18 protein-coding genes, 1 tRNA gene and 1 pseudogene are annotated in these 21,549 nt (G+C 69.9%); 5 read left to right on the top strand and 15 right to left on the bottom strand.

The window, feature by feature from the left end; genetic code table 11:
• The 4 genes and pseudogenes from D7X55_RS14850 to D7X55_RS14835 form a co-directional block, all read right to left on the bottom strand.
• Positions 1–590 (bottom strand): annotated as a pseudogene (locus D7X55_RS14850) (hypothetical protein); the annotation flags it as partial.
• Complete coding sequence (locus D7X55_RS14845; protein ID WP_121723393.1) at positions 587–1,318, bottom strand: phage baseplate protein; 732 nt, start codon at positions 1,316–1,318, stop codon at positions 587–589. The gene D7X55_RS14845 and the pseudogene D7X55_RS14850, both read right to left, overlap by 4 nt.
• Before the next feature lie 14 nt (positions 1,319–1,332).
• Positions 1,333–1,863 carry a phage tail protein gene (locus tag D7X55_RS14840; protein WP_120549472.1) on the bottom strand — a complete coding sequence of 177 codons (531 nt, stop codon included), beginning with the start codon at positions 1,861–1,863 and terminating at the stop codon, positions 1,333–1,335.
• Positions 1,864–1,875: 12 nt separating this feature from the next.
• Complete coding sequence (locus tag D7X55_RS14835; RefSeq protein WP_120549471.1) at positions 1,876–3,420, bottom strand: phage tail sheath C-terminal domain-containing protein; 1,545 nt, start codon at positions 3,418–3,420, stop codon at positions 1,876–1,878.
• Positions 3,421–4,820: 1,400 nt separating this feature from the next.
• Between D7X55_RS14835 and D7X55_RS45750 the strand changes: the two genes are divergently transcribed.
• Together D7X55_RS45750 and D7X55_RS14825 are read left to right on the top strand one after the other, a co-directional pair.
• On the top strand, positions 4,821–6,398 hold the full coding sequence (locus D7X55_RS45750; protein ID WP_120549470.1) for a DUF4157 domain-containing protein: 1,578 nt from the start codon (positions 4,821–4,823) through the stop codon (positions 6,396–6,398).
• Between the two features lie 9 nt (positions 6,399–6,407).
• Positions 6,408–7,025, top strand: coding sequence for an ankyrin repeat domain-containing protein (locus D7X55_RS14825; protein WP_121723392.1), 618 nt, complete (start codon positions 6,408–6,410; stop codon positions 7,023–7,025).
• A gap of 57 nt (positions 7,026–7,082) precedes the next feature.
• Here the strand turns inward: D7X55_RS14825 and D7X55_RS14820 are convergent.
• Positions 7,083–7,158: transfer RNA gene (locus D7X55_RS14820), tRNA-Thr, on the bottom strand.
• A gap of 296 nt (positions 7,159–7,454) precedes the next feature.
• Here D7X55_RS14820 and D7X55_RS14815 point away from each other — a divergent pair.
• Positions 7,455–9,005 (top strand): Glu/Leu/Phe/Val dehydrogenase, encoded by a 1,551-nt coding sequence (locus D7X55_RS14815; protein ID WP_120549468.1) that lies wholly within the window; start codon positions 7,455–7,457, stop codon positions 9,003–9,005.
• An 86-nt stretch (positions 9,006–9,091) separates the two neighbouring features.
• Here D7X55_RS14815 and D7X55_RS14810 read toward each other — a convergent pair whose 3' ends face one another.
• On the bottom strand, positions 9,092–9,451 hold the full coding sequence (locus D7X55_RS14810) for a PilZ domain-containing protein (protein WP_120549467.1): 360 nt from the start codon (positions 9,449–9,451) through the stop codon (positions 9,092–9,094).
• Positions 9,452–9,649: 198 nt separating this feature from the next.
• Between D7X55_RS14810 and D7X55_RS14805 the strand changes: the two genes are divergently transcribed.
• The gene (locus D7X55_RS14805) at positions 9,650–10,285 is read left to right on the top strand and encodes a DUF6066 family protein (protein ID WP_121723391.1); all 636 of its coding nucleotides are present in this window, start codon (positions 9,650–9,652) and stop codon (positions 10,283–10,285) included.
• 18 nt (positions 10,286–10,303) lie between these two features.
• Here the strand turns inward: D7X55_RS14805 and D7X55_RS14800 are convergent, their stop codons facing one another.
• The 6 genes from D7X55_RS14800 to D7X55_RS14775 form a co-directional block, all read right to left on the bottom strand.
• Positions 10,304–11,839 (bottom strand): trypsin-like peptidase domain-containing protein, encoded by a 1,536-nt coding sequence (locus tag D7X55_RS14800; protein WP_167510839.1) that lies wholly within the window; start codon positions 11,837–11,839, stop codon positions 10,304–10,306.
• Between the two features lie 62 nt (positions 11,840–11,901).
• Positions 11,902–12,489: a nucleotide exchange factor GrpE gene (locus tag D7X55_RS14795; protein ID WP_120549464.1), complete on the bottom strand. Its 588-nt coding sequence runs from the start codon at positions 12,487–12,489 to the stop codon at positions 11,902–11,904.
• A gap of 87 nt (positions 12,490–12,576) precedes the next feature.
• Positions 12,577–12,825, bottom strand: coding sequence for an RNA polymerase sigma factor region1.1 domain-containing protein (locus tag D7X55_RS14790; RefSeq protein ID WP_120549463.1), 249 nt, complete (start codon positions 12,823–12,825; stop codon positions 12,577–12,579).
• 105 nt (positions 12,826–12,930) lie between these two features.
• Entirely contained in the window at positions 12,931–14,976 is a 2,046-nt protein-coding gene (ftsH, locus tag D7X55_RS14785; RefSeq protein ID WP_370450121.1) for an ATP-dependent zinc metalloprotease FtsH, read from the bottom strand.
• Positions 14,977–15,124: 148 nt separating this feature from the next.
• Entirely contained in the window at positions 15,125–16,063 is a 939-nt protein-coding gene (locus D7X55_RS14780; RefSeq protein WP_121723390.1) for a hypothetical protein, read from the bottom strand.
• 2 nt (positions 16,064–16,065) lie between these two features.
• The gene (locus D7X55_RS14775) at positions 16,066–16,473 is read right to left on the bottom strand and encodes a (deoxy)nucleoside triphosphate pyrophosphohydrolase (protein ID WP_120549460.1); all 408 of its coding nucleotides are present in this window, start codon (positions 16,471–16,473) and stop codon (positions 16,066–16,068) included.
• A gap of 71 nt (positions 16,474–16,544) precedes the next feature.
• Here D7X55_RS14775 and D7X55_RS45645 point away from each other — a divergent pair, with 71 nt between their 5' ends.
• On the top strand, positions 16,545–17,018 hold the full coding sequence (locus D7X55_RS45645) for a helix-turn-helix transcriptional regulator (RefSeq protein ID WP_306437729.1): 474 nt from the start codon (positions 16,545–16,547) through the stop codon (positions 17,016–17,018).
• Between the two features lie 48 nt (positions 17,019–17,066).
• On the opposite strand, the gene D7X55_RS14765 is transcribed toward D7X55_RS45645, so the two are convergent.
• From D7X55_RS14765 to D7X55_RS14755, 3 genes are all read right to left on the bottom strand, one after another.
• Complete coding sequence (locus D7X55_RS14765) at positions 17,067–17,939, bottom strand: MaoC family dehydratase (protein WP_121723389.1); 873 nt, start codon at positions 17,937–17,939, stop codon at positions 17,067–17,069.
• Positions 17,940–17,995: 56 nt separating this feature from the next.
• Positions 17,996–19,147: a sigma-54-dependent Fis family transcriptional regulator gene (locus tag D7X55_RS14760; RefSeq protein WP_120549458.1), complete on the bottom strand. Its 1,152-nt coding sequence runs from the start codon at positions 19,145–19,147 to the stop codon at positions 17,996–17,998.
• Positions 19,148–19,291: 144 nt separating this feature from the next.
• Positions 19,292–21,549: hypothetical protein (locus tag D7X55_RS14755; RefSeq protein WP_306437728.1), on the bottom strand; the 2,258-nt coding region annotated here is incomplete at its 5' end.

Here is a 21,549-nt window from a genome sequence, read left to right as displayed (position 1 = left end):
GACGTGGCCGGGGCCTCGTCCGCGCGCAGGGCGCTGGCGATGCGCCGGGGGCTCACGGCCTCACGCGGCATGGAACGCACGTCGAGCGGCTCGGGCTCCGGCCTCACGGCAGCTCGCGGTCCTTCAGCGCTCGCGCCGGGGAGCGGCGCGGGAGCCCCTTCGCCCTGCGCCTCCCTCGAGGACACGGGGGCCCGCGCCGGAGCAGCGCTGTCCGGCGCGCGCGCTGGCGTTACCGGCACTTCGAAGGTCAGCCCACGGGCCACCACCGGGGGCACGGAGAGGGCCTCGCTCGCGGCGCGCCCGGGGTCCGGCTCCAAGGCACTCGCCCCGCGCTCCCGTCCCAGAGGGGCCACGGGTGGACGCTCCGCTTCGGATGAGGCCAGGGCCCGGGACACCGTGCTCCACGGGGCCGCACGGCCCGCGCGCCGCGGCGCGACGCCCGGCGACTCCTGCTCCTCGATGCCCTCGACCAGGGCCGCGCCCTGCTCGGGCACCAGGTCCCCCGGCGCGAACCTCGACGCGATCCGGGGCTGCACTCCCGCCTCGGGGCTGAGCTGCCGGCCTACCAGATGGCTCAAGTAGTCGCTCATCCCGCCGCCATCTCCAGGTAGCACTGCCGCTTCCAGGGACTCATCGCGAGGATGCGCTCCTCGGACCAGCCATAGGCCCGCGCCAGCACGTGCACCTCGTGGAGCGTGCGCTGCGCCCACGCCTCCACTTCCCTCCAGAAGAACTCCCCGATGTCGAACACCGGCTGCCACGCGCGCCGGCAGGCCGGACAGGCCGTGGCCAGCTCCACCCGCGCCTGCGGATCCGCCAGCTCCATGGCCTCCGCCACCGCGAGCACCACCTCTCCTGGCAGCTCCGCCACGCTCACCGCCGCTCCTTCCCGGTTGGCCTCCAGCACGCACCGCCCCAGCAGCCACTGCCGCGCCCTGTCCGCGTCCAGCCCGGGCAGGCTCGCCAGGTCCCGGCTGTCCGGCAGCCGGAACCGCACCGCGTACCCCGCGCGCACCACCTCCAGCGCCCGCGGCGGAGGGGGCTCCGGTGTCACCCGGATGTCCCCCACCTCGAAGGCCAGCTCCACCCGCTCACCACAGGAGGGGCATGGCACCAGCCCCACCACGCGCGGCCCGAAGGTGCCTTCGCGCACCGCCAGCAGGAGCGCATCCCGCGTCCCCACCGGCAGCCGCGCCAGCTCCTCCGGCTGCGTGTCCGGGAACGCCGCGCACAGCAGCGCGAGCACGCGCCCGGGCCCCGCGTGCGGATGGCCCGCCTCCCAGGCGCCCAGCAGCTCTGGAGCGGTCAGCGAGCGCATGTCCCGTCACCGCGTCAGGAGTTGGGCGGCTCCAGGAAGCTCGGCTCCGTGGGCTCGACCACCGCGTAGTCGCGCTCCCAGCCTTCGTTCTCCAGCTTGATGTGCTGGATGGCGACGGCGTTCGCGTTGGCGTCCAGGTCCGGCAGCGCCTGGAACTCCGACACCCAGGCCCGGAACACCCGGTAGGCGATCGCCAGCTGCCCGGCCTCGTTGTAGACCTCGATGATGATCTCCTTGCGGAAGTCCTTCAGGGAGACCTCGGCGCCCAGGCCGGAGCCGTAGTTCCACACCTTGTTCGCCCACTGCTCGAACTCGCGGTCGTGGGTGACGCCGCGCTCCAGGGTGATGGCCTCGTACTCGGTGCGGCCGGGGGACTTGCGGCTGCTGCTGGGGTCGCCACCCTCGCGGTGCTTCACCACCTCCGTGGTGCGCTTGAGCGCGCTGACCTTGCTCACGCCGGCCACGTACTTGCCGTCCCACTTCACGCGGAACTTGAAGTTCTTGTACGGATCAAACCGCTGCGCGTTGACGCTGAACTGGGCCATGGGGTGTCTCCTTTACGCCTCGCTCTGACCGGCCATCTGCTGCAGCTTCAGCACCACGAACTCGGCCGGCTTGAGCGGCGCGAAGCCCACGATGATGTTGACCACGCCCCGGTTGATGTCGTCCCGCGTGGTGGTCTCCCGGTCGCACTTGACGAAGTACGCCTCGCGCGGGGATGCGCCCTGGAAGGCCCCCTGCCGGAAGAGGTTCTGCATGAAGGCGCCGACGTTGAGGCGGATCTGCGACCAGAGCGGCTCGTCGTTGGGCTCGAACACCACCCACTGGATGCCGCGGTACAGGCTCTCCTCGATGTAGAGCGCCAGCCGGCGCACCGGCAGGTACTTCCATTCGTCCGCCAGCAGATCGTTGCCGCGCGAGGTCCGGGCGCCCCACACCACGCGGCCGGCGGCCGGCAGCGAGCGCAGGCAGTTGAGGCCCAGCGGGTTGAGCTGCCCGTTCTCCAGGTCGGTGAGCGGCACGCTCAGCTTGGGGACCCCCACCAGCTGCGCCTCCAGCCCCGCCGGCGCCTTCCAGATGCCGCGCGTCGTGTCCGTGCGGGCAATCACGCCCGCCACCGCGCCGCTGGGAGCAAAGGCCTCCAGCTGGTTCTCGCGCAGGGGATTGGGCTGGATCAGCCACGGGAAGTACATGGCGGCGTTCTTGCTGCGCAGGCTGCTGTTGTTGAAGCCGGTCACCGCCTTGGCCACCGTGTTCCAGGCCCGGGGCGGGTCCGCGATGAGGACGGCGCGCCGCTCCAGGCAGTACGCCGCCGCGCTCGTCACCAGGGCCTCCTCGACGTCGCCGTCATCCGCGAACGAGTGCGGCGGAATGCAGAGGAGGTTGAAGATGTCCGCCTTCTCCAGCGCGTACAGGCCCTTCTTGTCGGCCGCGAAGCCGTCGCCGGTGAAGTCGGCGGCGACGAGCGCGTCACCATCGTCGCCCTTGGTGGTCGGCGCGGAGGGCGTCGGCTTGTTGTTCACCACCGGCGAGGCGGGCGGCCGGGGGGCCGGATCCGGCAGCGCGTCCACGTCCACGAGCACGAGGTTGGAGTTCTGCGCCAGCACGTTGGGGTAGTAGCGCGGGCTGTTCGGGTCGATGGAGAGGTTGAGGAACTTCTCCGTCGCGTTGGTGACGGTGTCCGTGACGGTGAGGTTGAAGAGCTTGTTGTCCTCCTCCGTGACACCGGTCTTGACGGTGTTGTAGTCCACGATGACGCGCAGGTTGTCGCCCCACGTGCCCGGGCTGGCGGCGACGAACGGCACCGTGCCCAGCGCGAAGGCAGCCGGCGACGCGCCCTTCTCCAGGCGGACGACGATGGCCTGCCCGCCCCCGTTCTGGAAGTAGTCCCGGACGGCGAAGCTCAGCGGGCTGCCCAACCACAGCCCACCGAAGACACGCTCGAAGTCGCCGTAACCATTGACGACCACCGGTTCATGGGTGCGCCCGCGCCGCGTGCGGCCCACGAAGGCAGTGATGGACGTGGGCACACCGGTGATGGTGCGGACCCCACTCGGAATCTCCTCGACGTAGACGCCCGGATAGCTGAGAGCAGCAGGCATGGAGTCGTCCTCCCCTCTTCAATGGGTATTGAATGCCCAGGCCGCGGGTCGAACGCAGACAGGGCCCTGCGGCGCGCGCACGAAGAGCGCGCGTGCCGGTGCGACAAGCACGTCTGTGAATGCAGATGATGGGATTACGCGACGCGGCGGACTGTCACCGCACCCGGCGAGGCCTGGGGTGGGTGTCGCGCCCGTGATGGCTGCAGGTGTTCCGTGGCTCCAGCGAGACTTCCTGACGCATCGGTTTCCCCCCTGACCCTGGAATCCCTTGCGGGACTCCGCACACGAAAGTCGATGGGGCGACCATGCCAAAAGCAAGTTGGATTGTCACCACCAATATTGACTGAAAATGACTGCCCGTGTGGGACCTATCCATAAGGGAGTCAGCGCCCGTCTGACCTGAGACGTTCAACGGGGCCTCTGCGATCAGCGCCTCCCTGAAAACAGGCACCCTCGCTGTAATTACCCTGGCCGGGTGCGTCATTGCTCCATGAGAGACATTGGGCTGTGGAGAAAGCGCCCTCTCGCATCCTTCATCGGCTGCTGGTGGGGAGGGCCAGGAGACGGAGTCCACTTCGCCGGCCGCTCAGGCGATTCCCATGAAGATGCGAATATTGGCACTGAATTCGCAGAGACTCACACCTTCAGGTTCGCATGGTTGAAACCCTCCCGCATTCTCCATGCGGAGATGTATTCGATTGCCTTGGCGGCCGTCTGACCAGTTGCCGCCGCGGTCACGTCGTAGAACTCATCATGGATGGCCCAGCCCGGCTCAACACCCGGCGCATCACCAGCCCAGTACCTGGCGATGAAAAGTTGCCTTGGTATTTGACCATCTCCCCGGTGTGGCAGCCCGTGTCCTTGGAGTCGTATCCGCCGGACTCTTGGCGAGCGGTATCGCATTTGCCCATGCGCACAAGCCTCGGCTTCTGGTTTTCGTACGAATTCGGACCGCCCAGGACGTGTCTGCAGATAGCTCCTTCGAAGGCGGGGGCCAGGAGGGCATGAGCCGAGGAGAGCTGACGGACGCGCAATGGGTGCGGCTGGAAGGACTGCTGCCACCCCAGAAACCCGCGCGGACTCCGGAGCGCTCCAACGACGCCCCGCTCTGACAAGGAGCGAATCCTTCGGCTGCTCATCCTGGAGGTGGAGCTCTCACCCGTGAACGCGTCCCAGCGCTCCGCTGCTGCCAGCAACTCGCCCTCCATGCGCAAACGCTTGACTGCGACTCACGGCATCTCTCTCGGCGCAGACTCAAGAGTGGGCTGCGACGCCCCTTCGTATGCGCTATGCGCCGAAGCGTCAGGAACCTGACGAGGCATACTCAGGCACTCCGCTCTTCCTTCCCATAAGCAATGGGACGCGGCTCAATTTGCGGCCAATTTCCGTAGGGGGGATTCGTGGCATCCAGACTTCGCGTCCATGCGGCCTCGTCACGAGATCCCGTTGCCCCCGCCTCCTCTTCCCGCGCGCAGCTTATCCTCCAGCGCAAGTGCGGTGAGTGCGAGGAAGAGGACCGCCAGCGATTGTCCCGCCAAGCCGAGCCCGGAGGTTACGCTGGCCGGACTCTGGCTCCTCCACTCGTAAATGACGTGATCGCGACACCTGGGAAAGGCCTGACACAAGCCGACCGGGCGTTCTTCGAGCCTCGGTTCGGCTTCAACTTCGAACGCGTGCGTATTCACGATGACTCACGTGCGGATGCCTCCGCCCGTGCGGTCGCCGCCAAGGCCTATACCGTTGGAGAGCACATCGTCTTCAGACGGGGCGCGTATTTACCGGAGAGCACGACAGGAGTGCGGCTCTTGGCCCATGAGCTGGCGCATGTCGTCCAACAGTCGCAAGGAGGTGTCGTACGGCCCCAGGCGTCGCAGAGCGGGTTGGCCATCGTCTCGGCGGACGACCCGTCTGAGCGAGAGGCGGATCAGCACGCGGATACCGTGCTCGGTTCGAAGGCGGTACGAGAGGTGCACCAGCTGCCGCGGGCCCCTAACGCAGGCTCGGTGGCGCTCCAGCGTCGGGTCGTCTGCGACGAGCACGATGGCTGCTGGGAAGAGGAAGAGAACATGTCCCGGGCCGCACCGGACCTCATGTCGCTCGGACCCAACATGTCCCGTGCTTCGCCTGGCACACCTCTGCCTTCCCCCACGTCGGGTGTCGCGGAATCCCTACCGGGGGCGCCGCTGGCCGCAAGCATGTTGTCGCCTACGTCCATTGGACCGCCGCCGAGACCTCCGCCGTTCCGCATACTGCCGGAGGTCCCTGGCACTCCCATCAGGCCCCCCACCCTCGTGAGGCCGCCCCCCTTGGTGCCAGTGGAACCGTTGCCACCGGTGCGCCCGTCGGTTCCCGTGGGGCCCGGGGGCGGTGTCGGCCTGGGCGCGCGAATCATCTCAGGAGCGGGGAGCGTCGCTCGGGTGGCGGGGCCCATCGGAGCCTTCCTGGGCGTGCTCCTGTGGCCGAGCAGTACGGCGGCGCCGTGGCAAGACACGCTCAACCCGGTGACCCGTGCCCCCTGGCGCAGTCAGGAGGAATACGAGCAGTTCTGGCGACTCCCCCCCGAGGAGCGCCAGCGGCTCATCCGGGCGGGACAGGCCACCTCCTCGAGCACTTCTGTCCAGGTCGCCCCCCAAGCAGCCCCTCGTCGCAATCCCAACCAGACGTGCGAGGACGCGGTACTTGATCAACTGCAGGCAGAGAAGGACCGGATCTGCAACTCGATTCCAGGAGAGAGCTGCAGCCCGTCCAAGGTCAGCCCCAAGAGGCTCGCGAGGCGACCGTGCTCGGAGATCCGCAGGCGCATCCAAGCTGTGGAAGAGTGCTTGAGGATCCGGCAACGCATCCAGGATGAGTGTTTCGGAGGTCAGCCCGACCAAGCCCACCAGGACGTGATGAATCAGCTCCAGGCCGGGCTCCAGGCCTGCCGAGCCCTCGCGGCAGTGAACTGCGCTCCCGGCCACCCGATGGCGAACCTCTGAGCAGCCACCATGGCGAACCCCCTCTTCGATGCCCTTGAGAACAACGACCTGGCCCAGCTCAGCACGCTGCTGTCAGGCGGCGCCGACCCGGATGCCCTGCGGCCGGACGCAACCCAATGGCGCCCGCTGCACGCAGCCATCGAGCAGCTCGAGGCGGGCGGCTCGATGGATGCGCTCGTGCTCCTGCTGCGACAGGGCGCCTCCGTCGATGCCTGGGACGGGCACCATGACGCCACGCCGCTGCTGATGGCGCTCTTCAGGGATCAGCGGGAGGCCACACGCCTGCTCCTTGCCGCTGGAGCAGACCCCACCCTCGTGGGCGCGGAGGGGGACTCACCGTTGCGCTGGTGCGTGGAGAGGCGGGACCACGAGATGGCCGCGCTGCTGCTGTGCTGCGGGGCGGCGCGGACCCTCGATGAAGCAGGTGGGCCCTCCGGGATGACGGCCCTGGGACGTGCAGCCAGCCAGCTCGATGTCCCCATGATGCAACTGCTGTTGGAGGCGGGAGCGGAGCCGGCGGCGCTCGATGCCGACAGGCGCACGGCCCGCGAGCGGCTCCCCCCGCGGACTCCAGAGAATGGCCCCGCGTGGGATGCCGCGGAGAAACTGCTCGGGTCGGGGCCGTAGGAGAGCGCGAAAACGAAAAAGGCCGGCTGCCACGGGGGCAACCGGCCTTCTTCTGCTTGGAGCCGACATCCGGATTTGAACCGGAGACCTACTGATTACGAATCAGTTGCTCTACCAACTGAGCTATGTCGGCGCACCGAAAGTGGCGCGTAAGTACCACCCGCCTCCGGACCCGGCAAGGAGTTTCTCCGGGGATCTTCAAGCCCCCGCCCCCATGCCCGCTTCTATTCCCCAGAAGGCATGACACGCATGACACGGTGCATCCGGTGGGGTGACACACCGCGTCGCCTAAGCCCGCGACTTTTCTCCACAAAATGGAGAAATGGGCTGGCGCCAGACTGGTTGAATCCCCGTGGCGCCTGTGCTCATAAGGGCGCCGCTTTCCAGTGGCCCCCAATTGGGGTGGGCCCTCAAGGAGCACGTTCCATCATGGCCAGCGAAGAGACTTTCATGCGCGCCCCGGCCCCTACGCCCAAGCGCACCATCTACACGGAGGCGATGGAGATCTTCCACTTCGCGGCGGATCTCATCGGCCTGGACAAGCGGGTGCGTCTGGAGCTCGAAGAGCCCGACTACGAGCACATCTTCTACGTCACCGCGAAGCTCAAGGACCGGCTCGTGCCGCTGTCCGCGGAGGCGGCGAAGTCCTTCGCCGACCTGTCCGTCACGCAGGTGCGCAACCCCGAAGGCCTGGAGCGCCTGGCCAACGGCAACCTCATCCTCAACGGCCGCGCCCTGCTGGGCTCGGACGTGGCCATCCGCCACGGCCACCTGCGGCTGCCGGACGGTCTGGTGTACCAGCTGGTCCCCGGTGAGTCGCAGCGCTTCAAGGCCTACCGCGTCCAGCACAACCAGGCCCGTGGCCCGTACAAGGGCGGCCTGCGCTACCACCGCGAGGTGTCCCTGGATCTCTTCAAGGCCCTGGCCGCGGAGATGACCTGGAAGACCGCCATCGCGGAGGTTCCGTTCGGCGGCGGCAAGGGCGGCATCCAGCTGGATCCGCGCGAGTACGGCCGCGAGGAGATCGAGGCCATCACCCTGCGCTTCATGTACCGGCTCAAGAGCCTCATCGGGCCGAACATCGACATCCCGGCGCCGGACGTGGGCACCAACCCGGAGATCATGGCGCTCCTCTACCGCCAGTTCTCCGACGGTGAGCGCGAGCGTCACAACCTGCGCGGCATCGTCACGGGCAAGGACGTGCGCATCGGCGGTTCCGAGGGCCGCGGCAAGGCCACCGGCCAGGGCGTCGCGTTCTGCATCGAGGACTACTACGCCGACCGCGGCGAGAGCGTGAAGGGCAAGACCTTCGTCCTCCAGGGCTTCGGCAACGTGGGCAGCCACGCCGCCAACATCCTGTCGAACATGGGCGCGCGCCTCCTGGCGGTGAACGACGCCGACGGCTCCATCTTCAACGGCGACGGCATCGACGTGAACGCGCTGTCCGCGTACGTGTCGGATCCGAAGAACCTCAAGCGCTCCGTCGTGGGCTTCCCGGGCGCGCAGCGCATCGAGAAGAAGGACCTGTGGGACGTGCAGGCGGACATCCTGGTCCCCGCGGCCCTGGGCGGCGAGATCACCGCGGACATCGCGGAGCGCCTCAAGGTCAAGCTCATCGCGGAGGGCGCCAACGGCCCCACCACTCCGGAGGCCGACCGCGTCCTGCAGAAGCGCGGCATCGAGCTCATCCCGGACATCATCGCCAACGCCGGCGGCGTGACGGTGTCCTACTACGAGTGGATCCAGAACAAGCGCATGGAGCGCTGGAGCGAGGCCGAGGTCGATCAGCGCCTCGAGCGCGCCATGAAGCGCAACTACCGCATCATCCGGGACATCTCGCGCAACCAGCCGCGCAAGACGGAGATGCACGACAGCCGCCCGTACTGCATCGGCAAGCCGGTGGACAGCCGCTGCGCCGCGATGATCCTCGCGCTCAAGCGCATCGAGGCCCACTACCTGCTGGAAGGCTTCTCGCAGTAACCGGCTGAGAAGCCAGCTCCCTCGCGTCGCCCCCCGGGGCACGGTGTCTTCCCTCTTCCAGGGGAAGGGCCGTGCCCCGTGGTGTTTCAGTGCATCACCCGCTCGCGGTCCACCAGGAGCAGCGGCGCGTCATCCAGGGTCTCGTAGGCCACGATGCGCAGGCCCACGCCGCGGCTGTTGCCGGGGCGCCCGTCCTTGCGGCCGAAGGCCAGCGCCACCTGGTAGCGGACCTCGCACAGGCACGTCATCTCCGTGCCGTCCTCGCCCGCGAACGTCACCTTCAGCTTCTCGCCCAGGCCCAGCGAGTCACGCACCTCGATGAACATGCCCCGCGCGCTGATGTTGCGGCCAATGCCCCGCATCATCCCGTCCTGGGTGGACAGGTACACGGTGAAGATCTTGTCGAAGCGCAGGTGGGAGCGGCGTTCCTGGGGCTGCGTGTTCATGCGGGGAGGGCTCCGAAACAGGTGGGGACAGGGGCAAACTACACGGTGGCATGATGTAGGCAAAATAATCACCTACATCCACCCTGACGCACCATGACGCACCATGTCCCGTTTCACGGGAAAGCGCTGCCCCCAGCGCGGCCTCGGTGGCAGCATCACCGGGCTGTCCTTCCCCCCTTTTTTCCGGAGTTTCCCGCCGTGAATCGCATCCTGGCCGCCGCCTTTGCCCTCCTTGTGCCCACGCTCGCCCTGGCCGACGTGGACTCGCGCTTCGCGAAGCTGCGGGACGAGTCCGAGCCCCTGGGGGGGCTGGGGGCCTTCCTGGAGAAGTACGTGGGCGAGTGTGACGGGGCGCTCGTGGATCCGCAGTGCAAGCAGCAGGCGGAGTCCTTCCGCAAGAAGTACACGGGCAAGCGCCTGTACATGATCATCACCGAGGACGACGCGGGCATGCTGTCCGCCGGCGACTTCAACCCGGGCACCAACGAGTACACCATCAACATCACGCCCTTCTTCGCGGGCGGGAAGTACGGGCTGTCCCACGGCGCGCCGAAGAAGACGGACGCGCAGGGCAACCCGGTGATGAACTACCTGGTGGTGAGCGGCACGGCGCCGGACATGTGGAACGGCGGCACCTTCCAGCGCGTCTTCAGCACCCGGGGCGTGCGCGCGCAGGTCGTCTTCACGCCGCAGTCGGTGTGGACGCTGCCCAAGAAGGGCGGCGGGAAGACCTACGGCGTCAACGCCCGCATCGAGGCCGTCCTCGTCACCGAGGGCCGCACCGGCAACCAGATGGGCCTGTGGCTCAACGGCAAGGACGCGGCCGCGAAGTAGCGCGGACGGCCCCGGGGCTCAGCGGGCGATGGCGATGTACTGGAGCGCGTCGCCCCGCTGGACGCGCAGGAGGATGCTGGCCCCGGCGCTGCCCCTTTCCAGGGCGGCCTTCACCGCGGCGGTGTCCTTCACCCGGCGGCGGTTCACCTCCATCACGACGTCGCCCGCGCGCAGGCCGGCCTGCTCCGCCGGACTGCGCGGCAGCACCCCGGACACGAGCGCGCCCAGGAAGGCCTCGTAGCCCAGGGGCGCGGCCACCTCCGGCGTCAAATCCCGCAGCACCAGGCCCAGGTCGTTCGCGCTGCTGCCGCCCCGGTTGGACAGCCCCTCCGTGGCCTCCTGCGCGGGCCGGGCCACCAGCCGCACCGCCACTTCTTGAGTGCCGCCGTCGCGAAGCAGCGTCAGCTTCGCCTCCGTGCCCGGCGCCAGGAGCGCCACCTTGCGCAATAGCTGGAGGTAGCTGCCAATGGGCCGGCCGTTCACCGCCACCAGCCGGTCTCCCGGGCGGATGTGGGCCTGGGCGGCGGGGCTGCCCCGGTAGACGTCCTTCACCACGGGCGCGGTGGCGGTGGGGTCCGCGCCGTCCTCGTTGATGACGACGCCCAGCCAGCCGCGCTCCAGCTTCCCGTTCTCCCGCAGGTTGGGCAGCAGGTCCTTCACCAGGTTGATGGGCACCGCGAAGCCAATGCCCTGCCCTTCGCTGATGATGGCCGTGTTCACCCCAATCACCTCGCCCTTCATGTTGAAGAGCGGGCCGCCGGAGTTGCCGGGGTTGATGAGCGCGTCCGTCTGGATGAAGTCGTCGAACTGGCCCACGCCCAGCACGCGCTCCTTGGCGGAGATCATCCCGTGCGCCACCGAGTGGTCCAGGCCGAAGGGGTTGCCGATGGCCACCACCCAGTCCCCCACCTCCAGCGCGTCGGAGTCCCCCAGGAATACGGCGGGCAGCGTGCCCAGCCCGGCGCCGTTCAGCTTGAGCAGCGCCACGTCCGTGGAGGCGTCGCGGCCCACCACCTCGGCGGGGAACTCGCGGCCGTCCGCCAGGCGCACGGACACCTGCTGCACCGGCACCTCGCGGGGGCCGTCCTTGCCGGCCGTGACGCCCGGGCCGGTGGGGTTCACCGCCGGGCCCTGCGCGTTGGCCACCACGTGGTTGTTGGTGACGACGAGCCCGTCGGGCGTCAGCACGAAGCCGGAGCCGGTGGAGCGCTTCACCGCGCCCGCCATCGCGCCGGGGCCCACCGTGGTGATGTTCACCACGCCCGCCTCCACCGCGCGGATGAGCGGCGCCAGCGACGTGGGGGGCGTGAAGTGGGGCAGGCCCGCGTAGCCCGCGGGGCGCTCGCGCCAGAGCGCGGACACGCCGGCGACGGCCGGGGCGTCCGCCGTCACGGGCGGCGGGGAGGCGAAGTACGCCATGTGCTCTCGCACGCGGGCCTGGAGCCAGGGCTTGAGCGGATCCTCGGCGGCACCCGCCACCGGGGCGAGCGCCACCACGAGAAGGACGCTGAGGAGTCGAGCGGACACGGGGCGGCAGCTTACACGGCGGGCCATGGCGTCAGGGCCCAACAGACCGGTGGCCGCCGCCCTTCCCGTCCCGCGTCAGGCCTGGCCGTTCAAGCCTGGGCAGGCGCGACGTACCGGGCGACCTTCACCCGGGCCGGGCGGATGATGCGGTCCTTCAGGCGGTAGCCCGCGCGGAACTCGGCGACCACCTTCTGGTCGTCCCCCTCCACCGGGGTGATCTCCATGTCCGCCGCCTCGGCGACGTTCGGATCATACGGGCGGCCCACGACCTGGATGCGCTCGATGCCGGTGGCCTGGGCCTTGGACAGCAGGCTGTCGCGGATCATCCGCACACCCTGCACCACCGGAGATGTGTCCTGCTGGGTGGAGTTGAGCACCAGGTCCAGCTCGTCGATGGCCTCCAGCAGCGTGAGGGCCACGTTGCCGCGCTCCACGTCGAGCATCCGCTCCCGCTCGCGGGTGATGCGCTGCTTGAACTCCTCGCGGTCCTTGGTGAGGTCCTGGAGCCCCCGGGCCAGCTCGTTCACCCGGCGGCGCGCCGCCTCCAGCTCCGCCTGGAGCCGCGCCACCTCACCATCCTGGACGGACTCGGGCTGCGTACCGGCGGCAGCCTCCACCTCCGTCTCGGTAGGGGCCTGCGTGTCCGGGGTCTCGTCGCTGCGGGGATTGCCGTCCATTGTCGAACCTGCGCCAGGGGTTGAAAGAAGCGAAACCTCAGAGGATCTGGCGCGAACCTAACCGCGAGGACGGTCGTGTCAACGCGCCTAGTGGTTGGACGGGGCCTGGGGCGGAGCCTCCGCCATGAAGCCGTGATCCACCTGGCCCGTCACCTCGTCGATGATCTCCACCTGGGCGGCGCGAAGGGAGTAGTAGAGGAGCCACCGCTCGGCGGCCGTCAGCGTGCCCGCCGGCAGCGCCTCCTCGATCTCCTGCACCGTGAGCCGGCCGTCCTTCAGGCCCTTGGCGAACAGTGCTTTGCGCGCGATGTAGCTCTTCCCAATCCGGTTCTCCACGGCGACACCTCCTGGTCGTTGGAAAGTAATTTCGCCCACCGGTCACCGCAGGCTGGCGGTGGATCCGGTGGGCGAAGGGCTGCCTGGAGGGCAGGCAGGCTCGCGCTACGAGTCGAGCTTGCCTTCAGCGTGCTGCGTGGGCGGCACCGGCGGCTCGGTCTCCGTGCCCCCCACGGGGTGCGCGGAGATGACCGTGCGGGCCTCCGGGTGGAGCAGGCCGCGCTGCGCCAGCACCTTGGGTCCCAGGATGGCGACCATCGCCTCCTCCTCGATGACCTCCGTGGCCAGCAGGCGCGCGGCCAGGGCCTCCACCTTGTCGCGGTTCGTGTGGAGGACCTCCCGGGCACGGTCCAACGCCTCGGAGACCATCTTGCGGACCTCTTCGTCAATCATCCGCGCCGTCTGCTCGGAGTAGCTGCGCGACTCCGGCAGGCCCGCGGACCGCAAGAAGCCCGGTCCCTGTTCACCGCTCAGCGCCACCGGCCCCAGCGTGCTCATGCCGTAGTCGCGGACCATCATCTTGGCGATCTCCGTCGCCTGCTTGATGTCGTTGGACGCGCCGGTGGACACCTCGCCGATGAAGATCTCCTCCGCCGCGCGGCCGCCCATCATGCCCGCCATCTTGTCGCGCAGCTCGTCCAGCGACATGAGGTAGCGGTCCTCCAGGGGCAGCGACATGGTGTAGCCCAGCGCCGCCAGGCCTCGCGGGATGATGGACACCTTCGTCACCCGCTCGGCGTAGGGGAGCATCCAGCCCACCACCGCGTGGCCCGCCTCGTGGTGCGCGACGATCTCCTTCTCGCGCTCGTTCATGCGGCGGTTCTTCTTCTCCAGGCCCGCCACCACGCGCTCGATGGCCTCCTCGAAGTCCGCCCGCATCACCGCGTCGCGGTTCTTGCGCGCGGCCAGCAGCGCCGCCTCGTTCACCACGTTGGCCAGGTCCGCGCCGGCGAAGCCCGGGGTGCGCGAGGCGATCTGCTTGAGGTCCACGTCGGAGGACAGCTTCACGCCCTTGGCGTGGATCTCCAGCACCCGCTCGCGGCCGCGCTTGTCCGGGCGGTCCACCAGCACCTGCCGGTCGAAGCGGCCCGGGCGCATCAGCGCGCTGTCCAGGATCTCCGGGCGGTTCGTCGCCGCCAGGATGATGAGGCCCGCGCGGCTGTCGAAGCCGTCCATCTCCGCGAGCAGCTGGTTGAGCGTCTGCTCGCGCTCGTCATGGCCGCCGGCCACGCCCGAGTTGCGGCTCTTGCCGATGGCGTCCAGCTCGTCGATGAAGATGATGCACGGCGCCTTGGCGGTGGCCTGGGCGAAGAGGTCGCGGACGCGGGCCGCGCCCACGCCGACGAACATCTCCACGAACTCCGAACCGGAGAGGTTGAAGAAGGGCACGCCCGCTTCACCCGCGACGGCGCGCGCCAGCAGCGTCTTGCCCGTGCCCGGAGGGCCCACGAGCAGCACGCCCTTGGGGATGCGGCCACCCAGGCGGCGGAACTTCTCCGGCGTCTTGAGGAACTCGACGATTTCGCGAAGCTCGTCCACGGCCTCGTCCACGCCGGCCACGTCCTTGAAGCCCACGCCGGTGTCGGCCTCGGCCTGCACCTTCGCGCGCGTCTTGCCAAAGGACATGACGCTCTGCGGACCCTGGCCCATGCCGCCGGACATCCGGCGCATCATGAAGCTCCAGAAGAGGATGAGCAGGCCCATCGGGATGAGCCAGATCCACAACACTTCACTGAAGCTCGACTGCGGGACGGCCTCGAACTGGACGCCCTTCTGCTCCAGGAGCGGCACCAGGCCCTCGTCACCGGGGACGCGGTAGGCCATCCACGGCAGGGCGCTGGGCTCGCTGCGCAGCGTGCCGCGCTCGCCCGGAGGAGGCTGGGCGTTGTCCTTGAGGAAGCCCTTCACCCACTCGTTTGAAATCTGCACGCGGCTGAACTGGCCGTTCTCCACCGCGTCGCGCAGTTGGCTGTACGACACCCGGCGCACCCCCGCGTCCTGAAACACGTTCCGGAACAGCAGGAACCCCAGGACGAGCAGGAGGATGTAGCCCAGTGGTGAGCCGAACTTGAACCCACCTTTCGTGGGTGTTGGCTTGTCGCTCTTCTTTCCGCGCGGGCCCATCCCCGGCGGCAGGTCCTGTGGCTTCATCGTCGGCACGCTCGCCCTCCCCCTCCCCCGTGCACACGACACCATGTCGTATGACGGTTCCCTCAGCCGGCCAAAGATGGTCACCACCGCCAAGCCGTCAACCGCCGGGCGTGATCGGACGACAACGAAGGAGGTCAGGACTGTCCGATCAGCGGCAGTCGACGCGGACCAGGGGCTCGCCCGCGAACTCACTGCCCAACAGGTAGCCGCGGCCGTCCTGGAGGTACGTCACCGCCTCGGACTGGGCCTGGCTGGCGCCGGGGACCTCCACCACCTGCGCCTGGACGAAGTCCTCCAGCCGCTTCGCGTCCGGGCGGCGCAGCTCCCATACGCGGGTGTACGTGCGCACCAGCAGGCGCTCGCCGGAGGGGTGCAGGGCGGCGGCCGTGGACAGGCGGTCCACGTCATCCGGCACGCGCAGGGTGCCCAGCTTGCGCGCCTTGCCCGTGGCGCCGGGCTTCAGGCCCTCCACCGCGTACAGGTCACCCAGGGACGCGCGCGTCTTGGTGAGGATGCCCACCTGTCCGGATCTCGCGTCGACGATGAGCGACTCCGCGTCGTGGGCGCCGTCCTCGTAGACGAAGCTCAGCGTCTCCACCGGGAGCGTGGCGTCGGCGACGGAAGCCGGCTCGGGGAGCCGGAACAGGCGCGGCTCCTTGCGCCGCTCGAAGTTGTCGCCAGTGTCCGCCAGGAAGATGCAGCTGTCCTTGTTCCCCGGCGCGCAGGGGCCCACGGCGATGTCCTCGATGTCGCGCGGATCCGAACCGGTGAGCGTGAGCGTGGCCTTCACGGCGCCCGTCTCATCCAGGGCGAAGAGCTCGAAGGGATTGTTGGAGTCGTTGTGTCCCCAGAAGATGCCCGGGTGCTTCTGGCTGGCGGCCAGCCCGGACAGCTCCGGGACCTGGCGGGGGATGGTGCCCGTCTGGCGGCCGTCCTTGTAGAGCACGCAGCCCTCCATCCCCGTGGCGGGCACCTGCGGCATGCCGGCGTCCGGGGCGCTGGAGGCCGTGGACGCGGGACGGGAGCTGGAGCAGGCCGCGGACAGGAGGAGGCCCGCGGCGGCGAACAGGCGCAGGGAGGAGCGCACGGTCAGTGGTCCAGGTCCAGCAGGCGGGCCAGGGTCTTCGCGTCCGCGTCGGGGAAGCGGTACTGGCCCATCTCCTCCAGCGCCACCCAGCGGTGGTCATGCACGCGCAGGTGGTGGATCTCCGCGTCCGGGTTGCTCAGGCGGCAGCGGAACACCCGGAAGTCGATGTCGTAGGTCGGGTACTCGTGATGGGTGTGCATGACCTGCTCGAGCACCTCGATGCGGACCCCCATCTCCTCGTGGAGCTCGCGGGCGAGCGCCGCCGTGTCGTGCTCCCCCTCCTCCACCCGGCCGCCCGGGAACTCCCACAGGAGGGGCAGCGACGCGGTGGGAGGACGCTGGGTGATGAGGTAGCGACCCATCTCGTTCTGGAGCATGGCGCCGACGACGCGCACGTGACGACGGGTCATTCACTTCTCCTCGATTGGGGTCCCAAAGAAGACAGGGTGCGGCGGCGTAACACAGGCCCTGTCCGGCGCCAATGTGCAAGGCCCCTCCTGGACAGGAGCGTGCACATGGCCGGGACGCGCGGCCACCCCGTCCGGCATCGTCCCCCGGGACGGTTCCGGAAGGGGTGATGCGGGCCTGGACCCAGGGGGGGAGTGGGCTGTTGGGGACTTCACGTCCCAAAGAAGCGCTCCCCGGCCGGGCCGCCGTCCGTGAGGGGGGCGTGTGGGATTCAAGTGACGTGAGGGCCGGATGGCGCCATGCTCGGGGGATGACACAGAGTCGGAGAGAGCGGGCCGAGGCGCTTGGCGCCGCGCTGAAGGCAGCGCGGCAGCAGGCGGGGCTCTCCATGGAGGAAGTCGCGGAGCATCTGGAACTGGGCGTGGAAGTGCTGGCCCGCGTCGAGCGAGGGGTGATGGTCCCCACCATTCCCACGCTGAGCCGGCTGTGCGCCCTGATGAAGTTGGACCCGGACAGCCTGCCGGACCTCCCGGAGCTGAGTGACTGACGCGTCTGGCGGGCCCCTCCCCGGCCCGCCGGCGCGTCGCTCGCCCCGTCAGCCCAGCCGCCCCACCAGGTGCGGCTTCCCCTCCTCCGACAGCACCCGGAACACGACGCCCGCGGACTCGCGAGCCGTCTGGAACGTCACCCGGGACGGCAGGAGCAGGGGCTTCTTGAAGTCACAATCCAGCCGGAGCGCGTCCGCGTGGGCCGCTTCGCCCAGCTCCGCCACGCAGCGCGCGAGCGTCCACATGCCGTGCGCGATGGCGCGCGAGAAGCCGAACGGCTTCGCGGTGAGGGCGGTGAGGTGGATGGGGTTGAAGTCACCGGAGGCCCGCGCGTAGCGGCGTCCGGTGTCGGCGGGGATGCTCCAGGACGCGGGACGGCTGGACGCGAAGCGCGGGTCTTCCGGAGGCGGGGCCTTGCGCGCCCCGTCCTTGTCCTTCCGGGCGGCGTTGCGGCGCAGCAGGGTGCTGACGGCCTGCCAGAGCAGCTCGCCGGTCTCCTGGGCTTCGACGCGCGTCTCGATGTCGAACTCCTGGCCGGCGGGCACGTCGCGCTGGCCGTCGAAGCGGCAGGCCACGGTGAGCCCGGCGGTGTCCGGCACGCGGCGGTGCTGCTGGATGAGGTTGCGCACGTGCACGATGCCCATCGCGGAGTACGGGAAGTCGGGCAGCCCCAGCAGCTGCAGGTGCAGCGGCGTCGCCAGCACCTGCGGATACGGGAGCGGCAGGAAGCCGTCCGCGTCGAAGCCGCACGCGGTGCGGTAGCGCTCCAGCAGCACGGGCGACGCGCGGCAGCCGTGGGCCCTCAGCGTCAGCGCCGGCAGCGTGGTGCTGCTCCGGGACTTCCCGAAGGGGTTCGCCGCGCGCAGGAGCGTGGCGGGCATCGCCGGGAGCGAGTGCAGGTCGAGGATGGGAGCGGACATGCGGAGGATTCTCCGACACCCGCTCCCGCCGCGCGCGGGATTTGTGCGCCGCGCTGTCAGCTCTTGAGCCCGTGCCGGCGCAGCAGCCGGTACAGGTAGACGCGATCCATGTCCGCGGCGGCGGCGGCCTGGGACACCTTGCCGCCGTGCAGCTTGAGGAGCGCTTCGACGTAGTCGTGCTCGAAGGTCTCCAGCGCGCGGCGCCGGGATTCGGCGTACGTCAGCGATGCATCCACCGCGCGAGGCGCGACGGGGCTCGTGGTGTCCGGCGCGGAGGGCTGCAGCGCGCTCTGGAAGACGAGGCAGCGCTCCAGGTGGTTGCGCAGCTCGCGCACGTTGCCCGGCCAGGCGGCGCGCTGGAGCCTCGCGAGGAAGTCCGGCGCGGTGAGCTGCGTCAGCTGCTCCGGTGTGGCGCCCAGCCCCGCGAGGATGCGCTCGACGATGTGCGGGATGTCCTCCGTGCGCTCGCGCAGTGACGGCAGCGGGATGCCCACCACCGCGAGGCGGAAGTAGAGGTCCGAGCGGAAGCGGCCCGCCTGCACCTCCGCGCGAAGGTCCCGGTGCGTGGCCGCGATGACGCGCACGTTGACCGGCTGGTGCGTGTTGGTGCCCAGGCGGCGGATCTCCCGGTTCTCCAGCACGCGCAAGAGCTTCGGCTGGAGCTCGGCGGGGAGCTCGCCGATTTCGTCCAGGAAGATGGTGCCTCCGTCGGCCTCCTCGAAGGCGCCCATGCGGCGCTGGATGGCGCCGGTGAAGGCTCCCTTCTCGTGGCCGAACAGCTCGCTCTCCAGGAGGTTGGCGGGGAGCGCGCCGCAGTCCACGACGAGGAAGGGCGCGTTCGCGCGGGAGCTGGCGCGGTGGATGGCGAGCGCCGCGCGGCTCTTGCCCGTGCCCGTCTCTCCTTCCAGCAGCACCGTGGCGTTGCACGCCGCCGCGCACGCCATGCGCTCGAAGCTGGCCCGCGCCGCGGCGGACGTGGCGACCAGTTCTCCGAAGGTCGTCCGCTCCGCCTGCTGTGCCGCCTGCATCCGGAGTGGCCGCTGGGGCTCGTCGCGGTTGCGTCCCCGGGCCCGGGACTGACGCCACCGGACGCCGTCCACATAGGTTCCAGGACGTTCATCCTGGGCCCGCGCGCGCGCCCCCTTCTGCTCCGACTTCACCTCGCAGTGGAAACGCGGCACGGCGAACTCCTCGCTCGACAGGTTCATGGCGGAAGTGGAGGCATGCCTTCCCGTCAGCCGACGGACCTGTGACCCGGGACCCCTCCCGGGCGTGTTCCAGCACCCCTCATCCACCTTTACGCCGGGGTCTCTGGATATTCCCGGACAATTCCGGCGCGATTTCGCGCGGCGTCAGCGCACGGTGAGGTCGACCACGAACTCCGCGGCGCCCTCCCCTTCACGCGCCGCCTCCACCACGTCGGGCCGCTCGTCGCCCACCCACAGGCCCAGCACGTCGTACACCAGCCACTGCGCCAGGGACCGGGATGCCCCCTGCGCGGCCTCGCGAGGAACGCCGGACAGCGCGCCCTGCGTCTCCATCAGGGCCCGGGCCAGGCGCGCGGGCATCACCCAGAGCTCCGGACGCACGAAGGCGGGCACCAGGAAGAGACAGAACGCGGCCTCCGTGCGCGCGAGCAGCGCGTCCAGGCGCTCGCGGCCCAGGCGGAACGTGGGCAGCCACTGGCCCTCCCCCCGCTGCTCCAGCTTCGCCACCGGCACGCGGACGACACGGCGCGTTCGCACGAAGCCCTCGCGCTCCACGGACACGACGAAGGCGATCTCGGATGCGGCTTCCGGCGGAGGCTCGGGGCGGCGGTGCACCGTCATGGACAGCGACAGCGGCGACGCCACCAGCGAACCCAGCGCCGCCTGCACGTGCGCCAGCTCCGAGCGCAGTCCCTCGAGCAGCCCCGCGATCAGCTCCGAGGTCTCCTCGCGGAAGCGCTGGGGGTGGCGCTGGGCGACGTCCGCCTCCAGGCGTCCCACCGCGCCCACCAGCACGTCCTCCAGGTCGCGGTCACGCAGCCACGTGCGTCCACCCATGGGCACCGCGCGCGTCGCGTGCAGGTGGCGCAGGGAGGCCGTCAGCGTCGAGGGCTCGGAAGGCTCGGTGGGAGCATCGTGCTTCCCCTGCCCTGCTCCGGCCTGGAGGTAGGACTGGATGGAGCGGGCACGGAAGCGGGCCCGGGGAGACGGATGCTCCAACAGCTTGCGCACCAGCCGCCGGTCCGTGGCGTTGCGGACGAGCCCCAGCGTGGCCAGCTCCGCCTCCGACGAGGCCTCATCCGGTGCGCACCACAGCAGGAACTCGATGGCCGCCTTGCGCAGCACGGGCTTGCGGCCCATGCGCCAGGTGACCTCCTTGCGCCACGCGACCAACCCATCCAGACCCGGCTTCGCGGGCGTGCGGAAGCGCGGCCACATCTCCGCGCACTCCTCCGCCAGCCACACCAGGTGCGTGAAGCCGGGCAGCGACTCCAGCTTCGCGCGGGCGCGGGTGCGCCGCTCGAACGCCTCCGGCACGCCGCGCCGCACGGAGGCGCGGAACAGGCGCTCCTCCAGCCACAAGAGCGTGAGCGCCAGCGCGGGCTCGGCCTTGCGCATCGTGCCCTGACAGTGGTCGAGCACGAAGCGCGCGTGGCCCAGGTCCGCGGCCGTCTCGAAGTCGCTCTGCACGAGCGCGCCCAAGGCCCCCCGCAGCCCGTCCACCGGGGGCGCGTCGAAGAGCGTGAGCAGGTCGCACAGGTTCTCCACCACCGCGGGCGGCCCGCCCACCTCCACGGTGCGCGCCAGCAACAGCCCCGCGCGCGAGCACCAGTCCGGCTCCTTGCGCCCGTTGGGGTAGCACGCGAGGAAGCCGCGCAGGCCGCTGCGGCCGTCCGGCGACGTGGCCAGCGCGAAGAGCCGTTCGCCCAGCACCTCACTGGCCTCACGCCACGGGATGCGCGCGGCGCGCGTGCGGATGAAGTCGGTGAGCTTGTCGCGGCCCCCGTCGCGCGTGTCGGGGAGCAGCGCGCGCAGCTGCTCCAGCAGGTCCACGGACTTCGCGCCCGTGCCCAGGACGTACTTGAGGTCCACCTCCACCGAGTCCTGGAAGCGCAGCGCGCGGCCGTCGTAGGTGCAGGGCACGTCCCGCACCAGCGCCGACAGCGCCTCCGGGTGACGCTTGAGGTGGCGCGTGAGCACCGTGGAGATGGTGACGGTGCTCTCCCGCTGGATGCGCTCGGCGTTCTCCGTGTCGCCTGCCTCACGGAGCGCCGCCACCGCGGCGTCCCGCCTCAGAATCAACTGCTTCAAGAGTCCCGGACGCGGCTGCTCGTACGGCCACAGCAGCTCGCTCAAGGTGGACAGGAGAAACAGGAGCTCGGCCGGAGTGCGCTCGCCCGGGGACAGCCGCTCCCACGCGGCGGCCTGGGCGCGGTTGCGCTCCTCCAGCGAAGCACCGCGCACCCAGCGGGCGAAGTCCTCGCGCCACTCCGCGCTCGACGCCACGGCCTCTTGCGGCGCCGTCGCGGCGACGCGCGCATGGAGGGCCTGGAGCGGATCCGGCCAGGAGGCTTCGGCCAACGGCATGAGGCTCACCCGGACCTCGGGGTGCTGGCGGGGAC

Origin of the sequence: Corallococcus sp. AB049A, assembly GCF_003668885.1 — a bacterium.
GTDB lineage: Bacteria > Myxococcota > Myxococcia > Myxococcales > Myxococcaceae > Corallococcus > Corallococcus interemptor.
This window is presented reverse-complemented; position numbering and strand designations above follow the sequence as displayed.